The organism is Ochrobactrum teleogrylli (genome assembly GCF_006376685.1).
GTDB classification, from domain to species: domain Bacteria; phylum Pseudomonadota; class Alphaproteobacteria; order Rhizobiales; family Rhizobiaceae; genus Brucella; species Brucella teleogrylli.
Genome location: NZ_VEWL01000021.1, coordinates 1 through 19,602, shown reverse-complemented (window position 1 = coordinate 19,602; position 19,602 = coordinate 1). Strand labels below are relative to the sequence as shown.

The window sequence follows — 19,602 nt, the reverse complement described above, 5'->3', positions numbered from 1 at the left end:
ACTGATGCCTACAGTTGCCCCGTTTGACCTCGAAGGTCATTGTCTTCATGCGCGCTTCATCGGCGGCGTTCCCTTCTTTGCCATGGCCGATGGGACGATCCATCGGCTGGATAACGGCAACCAGAGTTCGACGGCCCATGACGGACTGTTGAGCGCTGTGGTTGCCGTTGACGGCAAGTCGCTCATCACCGGCGGCGAAGACGGTCGCGTCTGCCGCACCGATGCCAGCGGCACGGTGACCGAACTCGCCAAGGTCCCGCGCAAATGGATGACGGCTGTTGCAGCCGGTCCCGGCGGTACGGTCGGCTTTGCATCGGGCCGTTCGGCATGGGTGCGCAGCTCTGACGGCAAAGTGCAGGAATACACGCAGGAACGCAGCGTTGAAGGCATTGCCTTTGCGCCGAAGGGCCAGCGGCTTGCGATTGCCCGCTACAACGGGGCGACGCTGATTTGGACCGGCACCGCCGCCAAGCCCGTCGAACTGGAATGGAAAGGCGCGCATATCGGCGTCATTTTCTCGCCCGATGGCCGCTTTCTCATCACCTCGATGCAGGAAAATGCCTTGCATGGCTGGCGTCTGGAAGACGCCAAGCACATGCGCATGACCGGCTATCCGGCAAAGGTGAAGGACTGGTCGTGGAGCGTGAAGGCCAAGTGGCTTGCAACATCCGGCGCGCCTGCGGCCATCGTCTGGCCTTTTGCGGGCAAGGACGGCCCGATGGGTAAGGCCCCGCTTGAGCTTGGCCTGCGCGGCGACAGCATGGTAACGGCGGTTGCCTGCCATCCGGTCGAGGATATCGTCGCCATTGGTTATAATGACGGCATGATCATGCTGGTTCGTTTTGCCGATCAAAAGGAAGTTCTGCTGCGCCGCCCCGGCAAGGGCGCCATCTCCAGCATGGGCTGGGACGATCAGGGCCACCGCCTCGCTTTCGGTTCGGAAGTGGGGGATTGTGGCGTCGTCTCTTTAAGGGATTAGGGGAATAAGGGAGTAAGGCAGTAGGGGAATAGGGGAATAGGTTTTAAAAGAGTGTCAGGCGCTTCTCGCCCAACATACTCCCCTATTCCCTTATTCCCCTACTCCCCTAACTCACGGTCTCCTCATTGACACCGCAGGCGCACCGTCTGGTCCAAGCGACGCGACCCACTGGCTGATCGCGGCGGCATCCTTGTCGCCGAGCATGTGATCGGCATCAATCGTGCGCGCATCGACGCGCGCGCCGCTGGAGCGCAGAAGCGCGGAAAGCGCGGGCGCAAAGGGTGAGTAGAGCTTGTCTTCCTCGCCGGTGATCGTCAGCACGCGCGTCTTGCTCAGATTGGCAACCGGCGCATTGTCCAGCACCGGCATCGAGCGCATCAGCACGGCACGCTTCACCAGATCAGGATGCAGCATCATGGTTGCCGCCAGGAGATTGGCGCCGTTCGAATAGCCCACGAAAGTCGCGTGCGTAAGGTCGAGGTCCTTGTCGTCGGCAAGCCGCGTCAGGAACGTCACGAAGGCATTGGCTTCGAGCTTGATATCCTTCTGGTCGAACTTGACAGGCGTGATGCGCTTGTACCAGCGCGTGCCGCCGTCCTGCATGACACGACCACGAATGCCGAGCAGCGTGGCGCGCGGCCAGATTTTCGACGCCAGCGGGACAAGGCTGGTTTCATTGCCGCCCGAACCGTGCAGCAGGATAACCAGTTCGTTGGACGCTTTTTCCGGCGTATAGAAGCGGTGGATGAACTGCCTGCTGCGGGAGAAATTCTGTTCCGGCGTAATTTCCGTATCCATCTTCTTCTCGCGCATGGTGACGCCTTCGCCGAGCTTCGGGGCGCCTTCTTCTTCTTTCATTGAAGCGGCAATACCGCTCAGTGCCTTGCCCTGACCTTTCGTGGAAACAGCCACAGGCTGCCCCTCAGCAAAAGCCGAGCCGGTCGATACCATAAGCGCAGCCGCCAAAGCGGCAATAAACATCTTCTTTACCATGATCTCTACATAGCCAACGAGACGTTAACGAAGGTTTGAAAGCGGCCCCTCAACAAGGCGATTGAGCACGGCCTTCGCGGCGAATGGAACTCTCTTAACAGCAGAGATTTAGCAGGAATGTGGCGAAATGCACGAAAAATTACGACCTGTTACAATTCTGTTACATCTCCATTGCGAGACTTATTCGCCATCACTAAAGCGTGAGCCACACCGAAGCGATGAAAACTCCTTGCTTTTGACGTGTTTGGCGAGAAAATCAGCTATTATGCGGGAGAAAGAGATCGACGCCCATGAGCAGCTTTAAATTCAGCCGTCTTTCGCATGCCCGTCTCACTTATGATGCGGTGACACCGAAGAACCTCTATCTGCACCGCCGGCAGTTTATGGCGGGCCTCGGCGCACTCGCTACCGCAGGTTTTGCGTCGTCGGCATTTGCAGACCCGCTCAAGGCTGTCGCATCCGCCTATAAGGTCGATGAAAAGCTGACCCCGAAGGCCGATGTCACCAGCTACAATAATTTCTATGAATTCGGCACAGACAAGAGCGACCCAGCCGCCAATTCCAGCGATTACAAGCCGCTGCCCTGGAAGCTGACCATCGATGGGCTGGTTAAGCAGCCGAAAGAATTCGACATGCGCGAGTTGATCGACAAGATGCCACTGGAAGAGCGCATCTATCGTATGCGCTGTGTCGAGGCGTGGTCGATGGTAATCCCGTGGATCGGCTTTCCGCTGGCAAGCCTGCTGTCACAGGTGGAGCCACTTGGCTCTGCCAAATATATCGCCTTCACCGGTGTCGTGCGCCCGGAGGAAATGCCCGGCCAGAAGGGACTGTTTCAGGTGCTGGACTGGCCCTATGTCGAAGGGTTACGACTGGACGAAGCCCGGCATCCGCTGACCATCCTGGCGGTCGGCCTTTACGGCGAGACGCTTCCCAACGCCAATGGCGCGCCGATCCGGCTCGTGGTGCCGTGGAAATATGGTTTCAAAGGCATCAAGGCCATTACCCGTATCTCCTTTGTCGAGAAGCAGCCGCCCACCTCGTGGCAGCAGCAGGCCGCCAATGAATATGGCTTCTATGCCAATGTGAACCCGGCGGTCGATCATCCCCGCTGGAGCCAGGCGACAGAACGGCGCATCGGCGAGGACAGTTTCTTCGCTTCCAGCCGCCGCCCGACCCTGCCTTTCAACGGCTATGCGGACGAAGTCGCGTCGCTTTATACCGGCATGGACCTGAAGGCGAATTACTGACATGGCAGCCGAGAGAATGGGTGCAACCGAAGGGGGCGCGAAAAAGCCGACGCGTCGCAAGACTGATGGCTGGAAGGTCTGGCTGCTCTATGCGGCGGGGTTTGTTCCGGCTGTCTGGACCTTCTATCTCGGCGCGACCGGCGGCCTTGGCGCCGATCCGGTCAAGACGTTCGAACATACGCTCGGTCTCTGGGCGCTGCGCTTGCTGATCCTGACATTGCTCGTCACCCCGATCCGCGACCTGACCGGCATCAGCCTGCTGCGCTATCGCCGGGCGCTCGGTCTTCTCGCCTTCTATTATGCGCTTATGCATTTCGCGACCTATATGGTGCTCGATCAGGCGCTGAATTTTCCGGTTATCGTCGCCGATATTCTCCGCCGCCCTTTCATCACCATCGGCATGATCAGTCTCGTGCTGCTTGTGCCTTTGGCGCTGACCTCCAACAACTGGTCGATCCGTCGGCTCGGACGCCGCTGGACCAGCCTGCACAAGCTCGTCTATGTCGCCATTGCAGGCGGTGCGATCCATTTCATCCTATCCGTGAAAAGCTGGCCCGCAGAGCCGATCATCTATGCCGCTATCGTCGCAGCGCTGCTGCTGTGGCGGCTGGTGCGTCCCTACAGGCGCAATCGAAAGACATCCGCGCCGCGCCCGCGTGGAGAGGCTGTCGCCTTAAAGAAGTAACGGCTAATAGAAGAGCTTCTTTTTACAGATTCCAATGTACTGAACTAAATTTATCCATTTTTTGGATAAGCAATGACATTGCGCCGCAAATCATGTCAGTATCGCCGCCAATTCCACATTGATTACCACAACTGGCGAGCACTGAGGCCCATGACGTCTATTTTGAAATCGGCGCCCGTTCGCATCGCAGGCAAGTTTATCTTCATCCTTTTCGCTCTTATCTTTGCGATCTGGGCGAGTTTGGCGATGTGGTATCAGTTGCCCTTCGGCAGCGTTGTTCGCCAGGCGATCATCGCGCTGTGGTTGCTCTTCACCCTCTGGACCATAGCCGGGGAAAGGCGCTTCTCCTGCTGGCGCAAACGGCTGTTCTTCTGCCTCCTCGCGCTCATCATCCTCGGCTGGTGGACGACCATCCGCCCTTCCCTCGACCGCATGTGGGCGCCGGACGTCGCGCGCATCGTTACCGGCAAGGTGGATGGCGATATCGTCACGCTCACCAATGTTCGCGATTTCGAATGGCGCACGACGGAAGACTTTACCGAAAATTGGAAAGACGAAACCTACGATCTCAGCAAGATTACTTCGGTTGATATCTACCTGTCCTACTGGTCGAGCCCGGCCATCGCTCACACGCTGCTTTCATTCGGCTTTGCGGATGGGCGTCATGTGGTCTTCTCCGGCGAAATCCGCCGCGAGCATCATGAGGTCTTCTCGTCTATTGGCGGCTTTTTCCGGGAATTCGAGCTGGCGATGATCGCCGCCGAGGAACGGGACATCATCTATCTGCGCACCAATATCCGCAAGGAAGACGTCTACCGCTATCAGGTCAAACTGCCGCCCGGCCCGGCCAGACAATTGTTCCTGTCCTATGTCGAGCGCGGCAACCAGCTGGCCGCAAAGGCGGAATTCTACAACACGCTGACCACCAACTGCACGACAATGATCTTCGACATGGCGCGGCTGCTCGATCCAACATTCCCGTTCGACTATCGCATTCTGCTGTCAGGCTTTCTGCCCGGCTATCTTTTCGACAATGGCTGGATCGAGAATGGCGGCTCACTGGAAGACGTACGCCAGCGCGCATCCATCGACGCAAAAGCGCAGGCAGGCGGACGCGACGGCTTCTCGCAACGCATCCGCGAATAAAAAACCCCGCTTCGCAGCGGGGCTTTCTCAAGCATTCGCGCTGGGATCAGATCGCAGCGGTGATGATGATTTCGACCTTGTAGTCCGGCGTTGCAAGGGCTGCTTCACCGGTTGCACGAGCTGGCGTGTTGGCCGGATCGACCCAGGCATCCCAGACAGCGTTCATTTCGGCGAAATCCTTCATGTCGGCGAGCCAGATGATCGCCTGAAGAATCTTCGACTTGTCCGAACCGGCTTCCTTGAGCAGGCGGTCCACTTCGGCCAGAACGGCCTTGGTCTGATCGGTCACGCTGGCGCCGGGCTCACCCACTTGACCGGCGAGATAAACGGTGTTGCCGTGGACCACGGCCTGGCTCATGCGTGGACCAACTCCGATGCGACGGATGCTCATGGTGAACTCCTCTGAATGCTGCTGCGGAAAGTGTTCCGCATTGGAAAAAATGTGCGCTCTCTTATGGAAGCCCAAGTGCCGTTTGGCAATGGCGTTGCCATGCGTGATCGCTTAAATTCGAAAACAGGAGGACCGACCATGGAGAAGCCGCTTGCCGACATCTACCGCGATTACATCGCCTGCCTGAACGGACAGGACTGGGAAAATCTCGGCCACTTTGTCCATCAGGCGGTCTCGCATAATGGCAGAGCTTTCGGACTGGCGGGCTATCGCGCCATGTTGGAGCAGGATTTCAAGGCGATCCCCGATCTCCAATTCAGTATAGACCTGCTGGTCTGCGAACCACCGACAGTTGCAGTCCGTCTGGCTTTCGATTGCACGCCCGTTGGCGTCTTTCTCGGCTTGCCGGTCAATGGCCGCAGGATCAGCTTCGCCGAAAACGTCTTTTACACCTTCGAGAAGGGACTGATCAAAGGGGTCTGGTCGATCATCGACAAAGCTTCTATCGAAGCACAGCTTTGATCGCATCTGCGGATTGACTCTTGAGGCCCCTCCCCCTATAAGCCGCGTCACGTTCGCCCGCGCGGGTCTACGGATGGTTTATGCTGTCCGCCGCAGGGAAAAGAACCAGCTCCTGTTCAATAGAGCATGATCCCGAATAAGGGTAACCGGTCTCGGACCAGATCATGTTCCACTGAAAAACAGAATTAAGAAGGGCCGCACACCGCGGTATTAAAAAAATGAAGCGCACTTATCAGCCATCCAAGATCGTCCGCAAGCGTCGTCACGGTTTCCGTGCACGCATGGCTACCACCGGCGGCCGCAAGGTTCTCGCCGCTCGCCGTTCGCGCGGCCGTAAGCGGCTTTCCGCTTAGTCTTTTCCCGCGCAGCTGCGCGGTGAATAAAGATATGAAAAAGCCGAAACAAATACTCCGCCTTCGTAAGAGAGCGGAGTTTTTGGCTTTAAGGAACGGTGAAAAGCGGCGTGGCCCGCTGTTTCTCCTCGAAGTCCGCGAGCGGACGGAAGAGGAATCGGCAGCCGCCAAAATTGGCGACAAGCCCCGCGCCGGCTTCACCGTCACCAAGAAGAACGGCAACGCCGTGATACGAAATCGCATCCGCCGCAGGCTGAGAGAAGCGGTACGTTGTCACGCAGGGCGTGACATGGCGCCTTCGACCGACTATGTGATCGTAGCGCGCGAGCAAGCTCTCACTGCGCCCTTTTCGCGACTGACCGATGAACTCACCCGCCGCATCAAGGCGAAGGGCGAGCGGAAAGGCGAAGGGAAACGCCGAACGGAAAGACCGGAATCAGGACCCGTCAATGGAAAATAAACGCAATTTCTTCATCACCATTGCCCTGTCCATCCTCATACTGACGCTGTGGCAAGTGTTTTATCTGGGTCCGAAAACGGAAGCCCAGCGGGAGCAGGCACGCATTGAGGAGCAGCAGCGGCAGGCCCAGCAGGCAGCCCAGGGTGGCCAGGCAGGCAACGGTGCGGGCGATACGCCACAGGCGCCAGCCGCTTCGGGCACAATTCCCGGCCATGGTGATGTGGCAGCCGCAGGCGGCACGCTGACCCGCGAAGCCGCAATCGCTCAGACTGAGCGCGTTCAGATCGACACGCCTTCGCTGCGCGGTTCGATCAACCTAACCGGCGCGCGTCTCGACGATCTCTTCCTCAAGAATTATCACGAAACCGTCGACAACAATTCTCCGAATATCGAACTGCTCGCGCCATCGGCGCTGAAGCAGGGCTATTTCGTTGAGCTCGGCTTCACCGGCAATGACACGACCGGCCCGGTTCCGGGTCCGAACACGGTCTGGTCCGTGGAAGGCAACAACAAGCTGACTCCATCCACGCCGGTCACGCTGACCTATACCAACGAGAAGAACATCACCTTCAAGCGCGTCATCTCGGTTGACGACGCCTATATGTTCTCCGTTGACGACACGATCACCAACAATACCGGCGCACCGATTTCGCTGGCCTCTTATGGCCGCGTAACCCGCTTCAACCAGCCGGAACATGCCAGCGCTACCTATGTTCTGCATGAAGGCCTGATCGGCGTCATGGGTCAGGACGGCCTGCAGGAAATCAAATATTCCAAGGTCGAAGACGACAAGGACATCTCGTTCAAGGACGTCATGGGCGGCTGGCTCGGCATCACCGACAAGTATTGGGCTGCAACGCTCGTACCGCCGCAAGACGAAAAGTTCACCGGCCGCTTCTCGCACTTCACCAATGATCGCCCGCGCTACCAGACCGATTTCCTCGGCGCGCCGATGACCATTGAGGCCGGCCAGTCGCATTCGCTGAAGAACCAGGTCTTCGCCGGTGCAAAGGTCGTCACCCAGATTCAGGCTTACGAAAAGCAGCTCGGCATCAAGCAGTTCGAACTGCTGATCGACTGGGGCTGGTTCTACTTCATCACCAAGCCGATGTTCTACCTCATCGACTGGATCTACAAGTTCTCGGGCAATTTCGGCGTCGCCATTCTGGTTGTCACCGTTCTGCTCAAGGGCCTGTTCTTCCCGCTCGCCAACAAGTCGTACAAGTCGATGGCGCGCATGAAGCTGGTTCAGCCGAAGATGACGGAAATCCGCGAGAAATACGCGGACGACAAGATGAAGCAGCAGCAGGAAATGATGCGGCTCTACAAGGAAGAGAAGATCAATCCGCTCGCAGGCTGCTGGCCGGTGCTGGTGCAGATTCCGGTGTTCTTCGCCTTGTATAAGGTTCTCTACGTCACCATCGAAATGCGCCATGCGCCGTTCTTTGGCTGGATTCAGGATCTTGCAGCGCCCGATCCGACATCGCTCTTCAACCTGTTCGGCCTTCTGCCATTCGGCGTACCAGCCTTCCTGATGATCGGCGTCTGGCCGCTGCTGATGGGCATCACCATGTTCCTGCAAATGCGCATGAACCCGACGCCGCCAGACCCAACGCAGGCTGCGATCTTCACCTGGATGCCGATTATCTTCACCTTCATGCTGGCTTCGTTCCCGGCTGGTCTCGTGATCTACTGGGCATGGAACAACCTGCTCTCGATCACCCAGCAGGGCATCATCATGAAGCGTCAGGGCGTCAAGATCGAGCTCTTCGATAACCTCAAGGGCATGTTCAAGCGAAAGCCGAACGAGGCGAAGAAATAACTGAAAGAACCCCGCTTAGGCGGGGTTTTTTATGCCGTCATGTTGACAATGCGGCCCATACCATTGATGCGTGTCACTGACAGAATAAAGCGACCAGGATAAGAACATTGAGCGAGCAGGATAAGAAGCAGGCGGCAATCAATGCGGCTCAGGCAGCGGCAGATGCGACCCGCGCGGCGCAGGCGGCACTGGTCGAGCAAGGCCGTGCGCTGTTCAAGAAGTCATGGATCTTCATCCGTGGCGTGCCGTCGATGCAGTTCCTGCCGCCGGAAGGTCCGGTGGAGATCGCCTTTGCCGGACGCTCCAATGTCGGCAAGTCATCGCTGATCAATGCTCTGGTCAACAAGAAGGGCCTTGCGCGCACGTCCAATACGCCGGGCCGCACGCAGGAACTGAACTATTTCGTGCCGGACGGTTATTCCGGCGAAAACGGCGACCTGCCGCCGCTGGCCCTCGTGGATATGCCGGGCTACGGTTTTGCCGAAGCGCCAAAAGCCCATGTCGATGCCTGGACGCGACTTGTTTTCGACTATCTGCGCGGACGTACCACACTGAAGCGCGTCTATGTGCTGATCGATGCGCGCCACGGCATCAAGAAGAACGACGCCGAAGTGCTTGACCTTCTCGACAAGGCCGCCGTGTCCTACCAGATCGTGCTGACCAAGATCGACAAGATCAAACCGGCAGGCGTGCCGCGCCTGATGGCCGATACGCACAAGCTCACCTTCCGCCGTGCAGCCTGCTTCCCGGGCATTATCGCCACCTCATCGGAAAAGGGCCTCGGCCTCGACGATTTGCGCGCAGCTGTGGCTCTGGTGATCAAAGAGGCCTGATTTCAGCCTGACCTGTCCTCAGAGCCTGACTCAAAAAGCGGCCTGTGTGTGCGAAAATGGTGATTTTCGAGTATCGGAGCGGAGCGTACTCAAGGTACGTGAGCACCGGAATGGAGAAAATTGCCATTTGCAGCCACACAGGGCGACTTTTGGAACAGGCTCTCAAAGAGGACAGGTTTCCGGCAGGTTGTTCAGTCCCTGATTGCGGCGCTCGAACTGTACATTGGTCTTTGCCCCGTCGCGGGTAATGCGCAGCACATAAATACTGTCGAAATCGTCGCCCGACCATTTGGGCACGCTATGCTTGTCGCCACCGTTCTCCTTGACGATCTCGCGCACCAGCTTGACGATCTGCTTATGCTCCCAGCCAACCAGAACAGTTGCATTGCGATAGGCAGGCGCTTCCAGCGCTTCTTCCAGCTTGTCGATATCTTCGAAACCGAAGCGCGTATCCACCGGCAGGCCAAGCGAAATCGCGGTCGGTTCGACCGTGGCGAGCGGACGCACATAGGCATAGGTTCCGCCCTTGTCGTTCTTCTCTTCCGACGGATTGGGCGCGAAAATCGCAACCGGTTTGCCGAACTGTTTTGCTATGATCGCGGGCAGTTTCAGCGCGCGATTCAGGCCACGGCAGCTTAGCTGGCCCAACCCGTTTTCCGGCTTTTCGCCGTGTCTAACAAAGACCACGGTTTGAGTGGAGGATGCCGCCATTGCAAAATTCTGGGCGGCATTGAGGGCAAGGAGTGACCCCACAGCGGTCAAAATAAACCGGCGCATCGAAACAACTTTCTTCATGGAACCGTGAAACTATAAAATCATATTTTGCATAGAACATAGGCACATACATAAGAAGCCGTTTCCAGCAAACTATTCGTGAAAAATAAGCAGCGAGACCGTTTTCGCGGATTCCATTTGAATCAAAACCGGTCTAGAAAAGCCTGCCTCTTCTGCCCTGTCGCCAGCCATGGAGCCCGCGATGACGACCCTTGATAATCCCGAAATGCAAGCACAACTCCTCTCCGCCGCCCTGCCCTATATGCAGCGCTACGAGAACAAGCATGTCGTCGTGAAATATGGCGGCCACGCCATGGGCAATCCGGAGCTCGGCAAGGCCTTTGCTCGCGATATCGCGCTTTTGAAGCAATCGGGCATCAACCCGATTGTGGTGCATGGCGGCGGCCCGCAGATTCAGGCCATGCTGACCAAGCTTGGCATCGAATCCCGTTTTGAGGGCGGCCTGCGCGTCACCGACGAAAAGACCGTCGAAGTGGTGGAAATGGTTCTGGCCGGTTCCATCAACAAGGAAATCGTCGCTCTGATCAATGCCGAAGGCGAATGGGCCATCGGCCTGTGCGGCAAGGACGGTAACATGGTCTTCGCGCAGAAGGCGCACAAGACCGTCATCGACCCCGATTCCAATATCGAGAAAGTGCTTGATCTGGGCTTTGTCGGCGAGCCGGCGGAAGTCGACCGCACCCTGCTCGACCTTCTGGCGCGTTCCGAGATGATCCCGGTCATCGCACCGGTCGCTCCGGGCCGTGACGGCCACACCTACAACATCAATGCCGACACTTTTGCAGGCGCTATCGCAGGCGCGCTGGCCGCAACCCGTCTTCTGTTCCTGACCGACGTTCCCGGCGTGCTGGACAAGGACAAGAAGCTGATCAAGGAACTCTCCGTTGCCGATGCGCAGGCGCTCATCAAGGACGGCACGATTTCCGGTGGCATGATCCCGAAGGTCGAAACCTGCATCGAAGCAATCCGCCGTGGCGTGGAAGGCGTTGTCATCCTGAATGGCAAGACGCCGCATTCCGTCCTGCTGGAACTCTTCACCGAACATGGCGCCGGCACGCTCATCGTGCCATAAAGACCCATGACCAATAGTTCCAATCCTTCGGCCTTCACCCCAGCCTTTGAGCACGTCACTGACTGGGTGTTCGACCTCGACAACACGCTCTATCCCCACGCCGCCAATCTGTTCTCGCAGATCGACGTGAAGATGACGAGCTATGTCGAAAACCTGCTGCAATTGCCACGCGAGGAAGCTCGCCGCATCCAGAAACAGTTCTATCTCGACTATGGCACCACGCTGAAAGGCCTAATGGAATGCCACCAGATCGACCCGGACGACTTTCTGCAAAAGGTTCACGATATCGACTATAGCTGGCTGAAGCCCGATCCGGCGCTCGGCGAAGCGATCAAGTCGCTGCCGGGCCGCCGCTTCATCTTCACCAATGGCGATCGCGGCCACGCCGAACGCGCTGCACGCCAGCTCGGTATTCTGGATAATTTCGACGATATCTTCGACATTGTCGCTGCGGGGCTGATGCCAAAACCCGAACGCGTCACCTATGACCGCTTCCTCGGCGCTTTCGGCATCGATGCCAGCAAGGCCGTGATGTTCGAGGATCTCGCGCGCAATCTCGTCGTGCCGAAAGCGCTTGGCATGAAAACCGTCCTGGTGGTGCCGAACAATTTTGAGCCAACCTTCTCGGAAATATGGGAAAGCGACCCGGAATTTACCGATCAGGTCGATTATGTGACGGATAACCTGACCCAGTTTCTGGAACAAATTATTGCTGGCAGATAGGCATTTTACCGGCCTCGAAAAATCAATCGATGCGGTGGCCCACCGCGTCCTCGACCGGCTGCCGCGCAATCGCCTGACCGATGGGCTGATCGAATTTCTGGTCTTCGGGCTGAAACAGGCATGGGCATGCCTGTTCGGCGGTGCCATGCTCGGCCTTATCATCCTCACCCGCTGGCTTTGGCCGGAAAGCGGCATCGGCGGTATCGCCAGTATCGTCACCCGCTATGACTTTCTGTTCCTTTCCGCTGTCACCATCCAGCTTGCCATGCTGGTCTTCAAGCTGGAGGCATGGGAGGAAGCCAAGGTCATCCTGATTTTTCATGTCGTCGGCACGGCGATGGAAGTGTTCAAGACCCATGCGGGTTCATGGGTCTATCCTGAAGAAAACTTCTTCCGTATTGGCGGCGTACCGCTGTTTTCAGGCTTCATGTATGCGGCGGTCGGCTCCTATATGGCGCGCATCAACCGCATCTTCGACATCAGACTGAACCATTATCCGCCGCTCTGGACAACGCTGGTGCTGGCAGCCGCGATCTACGTCAATTTCTTCGCCCATCATTTCATCTGGGATATTCGCTGGCCGCTGTTTGCGCTGACATTCGCCTTGTTCTGGCGCACCAGCATGCATTATCGCGTGTTTCGTTTTCGGCACAAAATGCCTCTGCTCGTCGCCTTCCTGCTGACCTCGCTGTTCATCTGGTTTGCGGAAAATATCGGCACATGGTCGAAGGCCTGGCTCTACCCCAACCAGCACAATGGCTGGGTGCCGGTTTCGCTCGGCAAGCTCGGCTCATGGTATCTTCTGATGATCATCTCGGTGGTGCTGGTCACGCTGGTTCATCGCCCTCGCCCCTATCAGGGAGAGGAGGACACTCGGTCTCCCGTTCCGGAAAAGGCGGAAGCATAGCCCCTGCCTCCCGGTTAGAATCTGCCCGTAACATCGATGCTCGCACCATAGGCCATATCCCGGTTTACGGTGCGCGCGAGATAAGGCGTCACGCCCACACTTAAAACCTCGCTGAACGCATAGGATAAAGTGGTCGACAGGCTGCCACGCGTATGCGCCACATCAGCATCGAAGCTGAGCGCCCCGATATAATCGGCACTTGCCGTCACGCTCGGATCATCATGCGCGATGTCTTGTTCGATCTCTGCATTGATCAGCCACCGCACCTTGTCGCTTAACGGCATGGCATAGTTTGCCCCGAGATAGACCGCAGTGCGGCGCGACTTCACAGCCGAATAGGTGAACGGGAAATAAGCGTTGGTTTCCGTATAACCGTCCATCTTCAGATCGCTGTAACGCAGTCCGGCATAATAGCCGAAGACGGCACCGCTGGAGAGTTCATGCGAGCGCCCGGCTTCCAGCGACGCACCCCAGCCTTTGATCGTGCTCTCGCCCATGCCAGCCTCGGTATAATCCAGCATCTGCCGCGTGCGCTCGACATCGTAGCGACTGGCGGCAACCGAACCTTGCAGATACCAGTGGCCCGTCGTCGTCGGCGCACGCCAGCGGGCATAGAAACCGCCGCCAATATTGTCATTATCCCGGTCGAAACTATCCGGCATATCGCGCCAAAAAGAATGCGCCACGGTGATGCCCGCCAGAAAATTATCGGTAAAGGCATGCGCCATGGAAATCCAGCCGAGTGCATCGGTGGTCTCGCCTGAACGTCCGATATCCGCTGACAACGAGTAGCAGCTCTCTCCCGCCTTCCCGACATTGCAAGAACGCTGCAACCGCCCCAGTTTTCCACGCTGCGATTCCATCACCGAAAATGTATCCCCGGCCAGCGCAGCAACAGTTTTCGCCGTGTTGGTCACATCAACGGCGACCGATTGTATCGGCGGCAGCCCGGTTTCTGCCGCCGGCGCCTCCTGTTCGGAACCTCCCGCGCCGGTCTCTCGCGCAGGCGTTTCGGTAACCGGTGGCGGAGGATTTTGCTCATCGGGTGGCGATCCCGGCTGAGAGCCGGACCCGGTTTCTGACCCCGGGGTTTCAGGCTGGGTTCCGCCCGAACCCGGCTCCGGTGTTGGCGTTCCGGTAACAGGCGGCGGCCCCGTCTCGCCCGGGTCTGGATCGGGCTTTGGTGTCGTCACCGGCGGAGACGAAATCAGCAGTTTCCAGACTGCCGCATGCGACACTCCGGATGCCAGCGTCGAGGTGCCCACCACGACCGTGCCATCAGCCGACATGGCCATGGCCGTCGACGACACACCGCCAAGTGTACCGAGATCGGTTGGTACGGTGGCGCCATTCGCCCAGTAAACCGCGTGGGAATTGCCCTCCCTTGTGGTCGAAGACCCGACGATGATTGAACCGTCAGCCGAGATAGACGCAACGTCGGATGAATACCCGCCGAGCGTGCCAAGATCGGTCGGCGTGGTCGCGCCGTTCCGCCAGGATACGGCACGGAATTCGCCGAACTCATTGTTGGATACGCCCGCAAGCACGGAACCGTCAGCTGACAGGGTGAGAACATCAGAATAGTAGCCGCCAAGCGTGCCGAGATCAGACGGCGACAAGGCACCATCAGTCCATGACGCGGCGTGGAGTTCTCCGTTGCTCGTCTCCGACTGTCCTGCGATGACGCGCCCGTTCGCAGATACGACATTTGCGGTCGACGTTGCACCACCAAGCGTTCCCAAATCGGCCGGCGTCAACGCCCCGTTCATCCAGGAAACGGCATGAGAAACATTGGGCGCATATTCCGCATAACCGACAATCACCATACCATCGGCGGAAACGGCCTTGGCATAGGATGTGTTGTTGTTGAGCGTTCCAAGATCGACTGGAGATGTTACACCGTTCGTCCACTTCACCGCCCGGTTCTTGCCATCCGACGTTGTGGAATTGCCTACAATGATGCTGCCGTCAGCGGACAAGGCAACAGCATCTGAAAAATCGCCCCCCAGCGTTCCAAGGTCGGTGGCCATTGTCGCGCCATTCGCCCACGACACAGCGTGTTGCGCAGCGCCAATCGTCGCCCGCCCGACAATGAATGTGCCATCCGCCGAGACGGCATTGACGACGGAATTGCTGCCGCCCGTCACAGAAAGGACGGTCGGCGTGGCGATCCCCCCGGCCCACGATACCGCCGAAATGCCACCGGATGTCTGCGCTCTGCCCGCTATGACCGCCCCATTCGCAGACACGGCAGTGGCGAAGGCATCGCCAGCAAGCGCACCGAAATCAAGCGGCAGACCCGATTGTTTCACATCAGCGGCATGCGCCGGGCAAACAAAGACCATCATCCCGAGCAGCAACCCGGAAACATTCTTAAGGATCGCTTCCATTGCGACCTCTTAAATACAAATAGGATATGTTACGGGAATAGATCCTTTAATTATAATATTAGAATACATGATACCCCTCACAAAACCATGTATTTTTATTATAAATTTATTTTTAACTCCGGCAATATCAATTGCTCCATATTAGAACATATGATTATTATTTATAATTACTTTTAAATAATATACACATCTACGGCAGCATTCTTTCATTACAAAAAGGCCCAACCTGAAAACAGATCGGGCCTTCTATTTGCCTTAAAACTCTGTCTAACCTTCGATCAGAGCTTGTAAAAATCCTTGATTTGCTCCCAGGCTTCGTCCGCCGTTTCGACAAAATTCAGAAGCTCGATATCGGCTGGCGAGATTGTACCCTGCTCGGCCAGAAATTCGATATTGATCGCCTTGGTCCAGAACTCCTTGCCGAACAGGATCAGCGGCATGCGTTCCATACGGTTGGTCTGGATCAGCGTCATCGCCTCGAATAGTTCGTCCATTGTGCCAAAGCCGCCCGGAAACACGCAGATCGCCTTTGCGCGCATCAGGAAGTGCATCTTGCGGATCGCGAAATAATGGAAGTTGAAGCAGAGCTCCGGCGTCACATAAGGGTTCGGTGCCTGTTCATGCGGCAGCACGATATTGAGGCCGATGGTCGGTGCACCGACATCGGCGGCACCGCGATTGCCTGCTTCCATCACGCCCGGTCCGCCGCCCGTCACCACGATGAATTCGCGATAATAGGTCGTGGCCGAATATTCTGAGCAAATCCGCGCGAATTTACGCGCTTCCTCGTAATAATGAGAATTGGCTTCGAGATTCTTCTTCTGCACCTCGTTCTTCGCCGCCCATGCCTCGCCGCCCGGCTCTGGGATGCGCGCGCCGCCGAACATCACCACCGTCGATTTGATGCCGCGGTCGGCAAGGATCAGCTCCGGCTTGAGCAGTTCAAGTTGCAGGCGCACCGGGCGCAGGTCACGGCGCGTCAAAAAATCGTCGTCCGTGAAAGCAAGGCGATAGGCAGGCGCTTCCGTCTGGGGCGTTTGCGGTACGGTTTTTGCCTGCTTGATCGCTTCCTCGGAATTCGGGAAAGGCGTCCAGCCAGACTTCTCCATCGGGTTCATGCTTCTCACCTGCTCCTTAAAACCTGTTACCAAACTCATTCTCAGGCCAAATGTTTAATCTGTCTCAAACATGTCGGACATTGTTCGAGAATGAGATCAAGAGCGCGCAATTGCGCCGTGATCATGATTGACCCATTTGGCGCCTTCGCTTAATCACTTTCATGACAATCGGCCGGATCACTTACCGGCCTGCCATCCGCTGCCCATTCACGGAGACTGCACCCCATGACCAAGCCAGACCTCGCCTCCCTCGAAAAGACCATCGACAAGGCTTTTGACGAGCGCGACGGTATCAGCACGGCAACCCGTGGCGAAATCCGCGATGCCGTCGAACAGTCGCTTATCCTGCTCGATCGCGGCGAGGCCCGTGTCGCAGAAAAACAGGCGGACGGCAACTGGCAAGTCAACCAATGGCTGAAGAAAGCAGTATTGCTCTCCTTCCGTCTCAACCCGATGGAAGTCATCAAGGGCGGCCCCGGCCAGTCTTCCTGGTGGGACAAGGTGCCGTCCAAGTTCGACGGCTGGACTGCCAACGAATTCGAGAAGGCCGGTTTCCGCGCCGTGCCGAACTGCGTCGTGCGCCACTCGGCCTATATCGCGCCGAACGCCATCCTGATGCCGTCTTTCGTCAATCTCGGCGCTTATGTCGATGAAGGCACCATGGTCGACACCTGGGCGACCGTCGGCTCCTGTGCGCAGATCGGCAAGAATGTGCATCTTTCCGGCGGCGTCGGCATTGGCGGCGTTCTGGAACCGATGCAGGCCGGACCGACCATCATCGAAGACAATTGCTTCATCGGCGCGCGTTCGGAAGTCGTGGAAGGCTGCATCGTGCGCGAAGGTTCGGTGCTCGGCATGGGCGTCTTCATCGGCAAATCGACCAAGATCGTTGACCGCGCCAGCGGCGAAGTCTTCTATGGCGAGGTTCCGCCTTATTCGGTCGTCGTCGCAGGCACCATGCCCGGCAAGAACGTACCCGGTGAAAACTGGGGCCCGAGCCTCTATTGCGCTGTGATCGTCAAGCGCGTCGATGAAAAGACCCGCTCCAAGACCTCAATCAACGAATTGCTGCGCGACTGATACGCTGAACGATACAAAGCAAAAAGGCGAAGCTGGTGCTTCGCCTTTTTCATTATCGTGCAGCCTTTGTAATTTGGCCGCAACGCTCCAAGATCATTGGCCAGCTTATTTGCGATGGCTGGACGGAGAAGCGTCTCCGAACCGATTGGCTGAACCGTCTCTTTGTGTTGACGATCCACGGCGGATGGTCGCCGTTGCAGTGTTATCAACATTGCGACCGATGCCGAAAACTGGTCCGGCAGAAGGCGCTTTGAAAGCCTTCTCCTGAGCAATATGGTCTTGCGGCATTCCCACATAGGGGTTTTCTGCATAAGCGGCCCCCGCGCTAAAAGCGACAGCGAGGGCAGCAAAGATTAATTTCTTCATACTCGTACTCCTTACAATTTGTCCCGTTACCGGCATCCAGCCGCGGCCCGCCATGGGCTAATAGGGACACTTCAAAAGAGCGCAGCGCTTCCCGCAATCACTCCGCTGTCGCCCAAATGAGACACAATTAGAAGAAATACCAGTCACAAAAATGCGATATTGGTAACGGAGAAATGCTAGAAATTTGTTGATGAAATTCCTGATGCAAAAAATTATCTAACTATTTTATATAGTTAGATAAGAACTATGCGATCACGCTTCTGTGAAACACCCTCGACAACCCAAACCTTGCACATTGAACATTGTATTATAAATATGAACAATAAGAAGTTTCTTATAATTCGCCATCACCTATAAAAGGCGAAGCTGGTGCTTCGCCTTTTTTTATTTCAGCATTTGCGCTTCGAGATGGGTCGCCCCTTCGGATGGCGCAAAGCCTCTGGTCCGGGCCGTGGTCCGGGGAGGCCTCGCAGCCATCCTCCGGGGAGATTGCTAAGCTACCGGGGCATTAATTTTCATAGCTGGAAGGCGAAGCATCACCGAAGCGGTTGGCCGAACCATCATGATAAACCGGGGTCGACTGGCGAATGGTCGCCGTTGCGGTGTAATCGACATCACCCTTCGTGCCGAAGAGCGGACCCGTATTCGGGGTCTTGAAGGCCTTCTCCTGAATAACCTGTGATTCCGGCATGCCGACATAAGGATTTTCGGCATAGGCTGCACCAGCGCTTAGAGCGACAGCAAGGGCGGCAAGAGCGAGCTTTTTCATTTTCCTATTCCTTCGCATCATGTTGTCCCATCATCGGCATCTGGCCGTTCGAAGCCTTGTTTCAGGCAACAGGGACTTTCAAGTTGGACTAAGCCTTCGCGGCTTTCCCTTCCGGTGTCCGGCAGATCTTCAAAACCTGCACCGGCGACACCTTTGGGACGACATGCAAAGCGGGTGTTTGGAAATATCCCGCTCCATCAGAACCGGGCGGGCTATAGCTCCGGAGAGCCATTAGCCCTGGTTCGCATCGCCAAAACGATTGGCAGAACCATCGCGATAAACCGGAGCGCTGATCGCTGCGGGCGCGGTATAATCAACGGACTGCGATGCGACCGGGGTACGGTCATTTGCATAGAGATTTTCAGGTTCGCCTACGCGTGGATTTTCAGCGAAAGCAGCACCGGCACTCAGGGCAAGGGCAGCAGCGGTAAGAACAAGCTTCTTCATTTTCTATCTCCTAACAAAATGGAGCGGCGTATGAATTCGTCGTTCCGATACATCTCAAATGGGTAACAATGGGGAAAAGTTCCAGTCACGAAAATTTTAAAAACTTCACAGATTTGTGCACATCGCCTGCCACAATCGTTGCAATTAATACAAAAAAAATAATTAAAAACAAAATGGTGGATTACGATTTCTCCATCACGGCCGTGTTACAGCCCTTAATTTGTTCACCAATCTCGAACAGTGTGTTTGAGCTTATTGTATAATAAACGTGAACAATGAGCGATTTTTAATGAAGCAAGGCATTATCCTTCTGCATCAGACCGGTTCGTACGAATGCTCCCAATCTTCAACGGGGCCGGTAAAAGACGCCTTTGATCCACCGCAAACCCCGCAAACAAAAAGCCGCATCAAAGATGCGGCTCAACCTGCTGACAAACCCCTGGCTATGCCGGGGGTTTTGTGATTCTCTGGGTCATGTTGAAGAAACCAGCCGCAGAACAG

At 56.7% G+C, this 19,602-nt stretch carries 21 protein-coding genes; 13 read left to right on the top strand and 8 right to left on the bottom strand.

The annotated features are described in order from the left end of the window. Positions 1 to 4: 4 nt before the first annotated feature. On the top strand, positions 5 to 979 hold the full coding sequence (locus FIC94_RS21185) for a WD40 repeat domain-containing protein (protein WP_140026324.1): 975 nt from the start codon (positions 5 to 7) through the stop codon (positions 977 to 979). A gap of 111 nt (positions 980 to 1,090) precedes the next feature. On the opposite strand, the gene FIC94_RS21180 is transcribed toward FIC94_RS21185, so the two are convergent. Further along, a complete protein-coding gene (locus tag FIC94_RS21180; RefSeq protein ID WP_109369629.1) occupies positions 1,091 to 1,972 on the bottom strand; it encodes an alpha/beta hydrolase in 882 nt (293 codons plus the stop codon). A gap of 290 nt (positions 1,973 to 2,262) precedes the next feature. On the opposite strand from FIC94_RS21180, the gene msrP reads away from it, so the two are divergent. The 3 genes from msrP to FIC94_RS21165 all read left to right on the top strand — a co-directional run bounded on the left by msrP (position 2,263) and on the right by FIC94_RS21165 (position 5,053). Then, a complete protein-coding gene (gene msrP, locus FIC94_RS21175; protein WP_121538853.1) occupies positions 2,263 to 3,222 on the top strand; it encodes a protein-methionine-sulfoxide reductase catalytic subunit MsrP in 960 nt (319 codons plus the stop codon). Between the two features lie 16 nt (positions 3,223 to 3,238). Next, positions 3,239 to 3,907: a protein-methionine-sulfoxide reductase heme-binding subunit MsrQ gene (msrQ, locus tag FIC94_RS21170; RefSeq protein ID WP_140026342.1), complete on the top strand. Its 669-nt coding sequence runs from the start codon at positions 3,239 to 3,241 to the stop codon at positions 3,905 to 3,907. A 150-nt stretch (positions 3,908 to 4,057) separates the two neighbouring features. Next, positions 4,058 to 5,053, top strand: a complete 996-nt coding sequence (locus tag FIC94_RS21165; protein ID WP_140026323.1) for an Lnb N-terminal periplasmic domain-containing protein — start codon at positions 4,058 to 4,060, stop codon at positions 5,051 to 5,053. A gap of 46 nt (positions 5,054 to 5,099) precedes the next feature. On the opposite strand, the gene FIC94_RS21160 is transcribed toward FIC94_RS21165, so the two are convergent. Next, a complete protein-coding gene (locus FIC94_RS21160) occupies positions 5,100 to 5,444 on the bottom strand; it encodes a RidA family protein (RefSeq protein WP_140026322.1) in 345 nt (114 codons plus the stop codon). Positions 5,445 to 5,582: 138 nt separating this feature from the next. Between FIC94_RS21160 and FIC94_RS21155 the strand changes: the two genes are divergently transcribed. The 5 genes from FIC94_RS21155 to yihA all read left to right on the top strand — a co-directional run bounded on the left by FIC94_RS21155 (position 5,583) and on the right by yihA (position 9,434). Then, complete coding sequence (locus tag FIC94_RS21155) at positions 5,583 to 5,966, top strand: ester cyclase (protein WP_140026321.1); 384 nt, start codon at positions 5,583 to 5,585, stop codon at positions 5,964 to 5,966. A gap of 218 nt (positions 5,967 to 6,184) precedes the next feature. Continuing rightward, entirely contained in the window at positions 6,185 to 6,319 is a 135-nt protein-coding gene (gene rpmH, locus FIC94_RS21150; RefSeq protein WP_006467565.1) for a 50S ribosomal protein L34, read from the top strand. A 34-nt stretch (positions 6,320 to 6,353) separates the two neighbouring features. Beyond that, entirely contained in the window at positions 6,354 to 6,779 is a 426-nt protein-coding gene (rnpA, locus tag FIC94_RS21145; protein ID WP_140026320.1) for a ribonuclease P protein component, read from the top strand. Further along, complete coding sequence (gene yidC / locus FIC94_RS21140) at positions 6,769 to 8,601, top strand: membrane protein insertase YidC (RefSeq protein ID WP_140026319.1); 1,833 nt, start codon at positions 6,769 to 6,771, stop codon at positions 8,599 to 8,601. Before rnpA ends, yidC begins: the two co-directional genes overlap by 11 nt. Before the next feature lie 188 nt (positions 8,602 to 8,789). Continuing rightward, complete coding sequence (gene yihA / locus FIC94_RS21135) at positions 8,790 to 9,434, top strand: ribosome biogenesis GTP-binding protein YihA/YsxC (RefSeq protein ID WP_235892089.1); 645 nt, start codon at positions 8,790 to 8,792, stop codon at positions 9,432 to 9,434. Positions 9,435 to 9,596: 162 nt separating this feature from the next. Here the strand turns inward: yihA and FIC94_RS21125 are convergent, their stop codons facing one another. Beyond that, entirely contained in the window at positions 9,597 to 10,229 is a 633-nt protein-coding gene (locus tag FIC94_RS21125; RefSeq protein ID WP_235892088.1) for a hypothetical protein, read from the bottom strand. Between the two features lie 181 nt (positions 10,230 to 10,410). Here FIC94_RS21125 and argB point away from each other — a divergent pair, with 181 nt between their 5' ends. Genes argB through FIC94_RS21110 form a run of 3 tightly spaced genes read left to right on the top strand, consistent with a single transcriptional unit; the run spans position 10,411 to position 12,931 of the window. Next, positions 10,411 to 11,301 carry an acetylglutamate kinase gene (gene argB, locus FIC94_RS21120; protein ID WP_109369636.1) on the top strand — a complete coding sequence of 297 codons (891 nt, stop codon included), beginning with the start codon at positions 10,411 to 10,413 and terminating at the stop codon, positions 11,299 to 11,301. 6 nt (positions 11,302 to 11,307) lie between these two features. Further along, positions 11,308 to 12,024: a pyrimidine 5'-nucleotidase gene (locus FIC94_RS21115; RefSeq protein WP_140026316.1), complete on the top strand. Its 717-nt coding sequence runs from the start codon at positions 11,308 to 11,310 to the stop codon at positions 12,022 to 12,024. Continuing rightward, a complete protein-coding gene (locus FIC94_RS21110) occupies positions 12,011 to 12,931 on the top strand; it encodes a DUF817 domain-containing protein (RefSeq protein WP_140026315.1) in 921 nt (306 codons plus the stop codon). Before FIC94_RS21115 ends, FIC94_RS21110 begins: the two co-directional genes overlap by 14 nt. A 14-nt stretch (positions 12,932 to 12,945) precedes the next feature. On the opposite strand, the gene FIC94_RS21105 is transcribed toward FIC94_RS21110, so the two are convergent. Beyond that, positions 12,946 to 15,321: an autotransporter domain-containing protein gene (locus tag FIC94_RS21105; protein ID WP_140026314.1), complete on the bottom strand. Its 2,376-nt coding sequence runs from the start codon at positions 15,319 to 15,321 to the stop codon at positions 12,946 to 12,948. 278 nt (positions 15,322 to 15,599) lie between these two features. Continuing rightward, the gene (locus FIC94_RS21100; protein ID WP_109369641.1) at positions 15,600 to 16,439 is read right to left on the bottom strand and encodes an LOG family protein; all 840 of its coding nucleotides are present in this window, start codon (positions 16,437 to 16,439) and stop codon (positions 15,600 to 15,602) included. Positions 16,440 to 16,664: 225 nt separating this feature from the next. Between FIC94_RS21100 and dapD the strand changes: the two genes are divergently transcribed. Then, complete coding sequence (gene dapD / locus FIC94_RS21095) at positions 16,665 to 17,519, top strand: 2,3,4,5-tetrahydropyridine-2,6-dicarboxylate N-succinyltransferase (protein ID WP_140026313.1); 855 nt, start codon at positions 16,665 to 16,667, stop codon at positions 17,517 to 17,519. Between the two features lie 105 nt (positions 17,520 to 17,624). On the opposite strand, the gene FIC94_RS21090 is transcribed toward dapD, so the two are convergent. From FIC94_RS21090 to FIC94_RS21080, 3 genes are all read right to left on the bottom strand, one after another. Further along, a complete protein-coding gene (locus FIC94_RS21090) occupies positions 17,625 to 17,885 on the bottom strand; it encodes a hypothetical protein (RefSeq protein ID WP_140026312.1) in 261 nt (86 codons plus the stop codon). A gap of 508 nt (positions 17,886 to 18,393) precedes the next feature. After that, on the bottom strand, positions 18,394 to 18,654 hold the full coding sequence (locus tag FIC94_RS21085; protein WP_109369643.1) for a hypothetical protein: 261 nt from the start codon (positions 18,652 to 18,654) through the stop codon (positions 18,394 to 18,396). 231 nt (positions 18,655 to 18,885) lie between these two features. Further along, positions 18,886 to 19,101: a hypothetical protein gene (locus FIC94_RS21080; protein ID WP_109369644.1), complete on the bottom strand. Its 216-nt coding sequence runs from the start codon at positions 19,099 to 19,101 to the stop codon at positions 18,886 to 18,888. Positions 19,102 to 19,602: the final 501 nt, after the last annotated feature.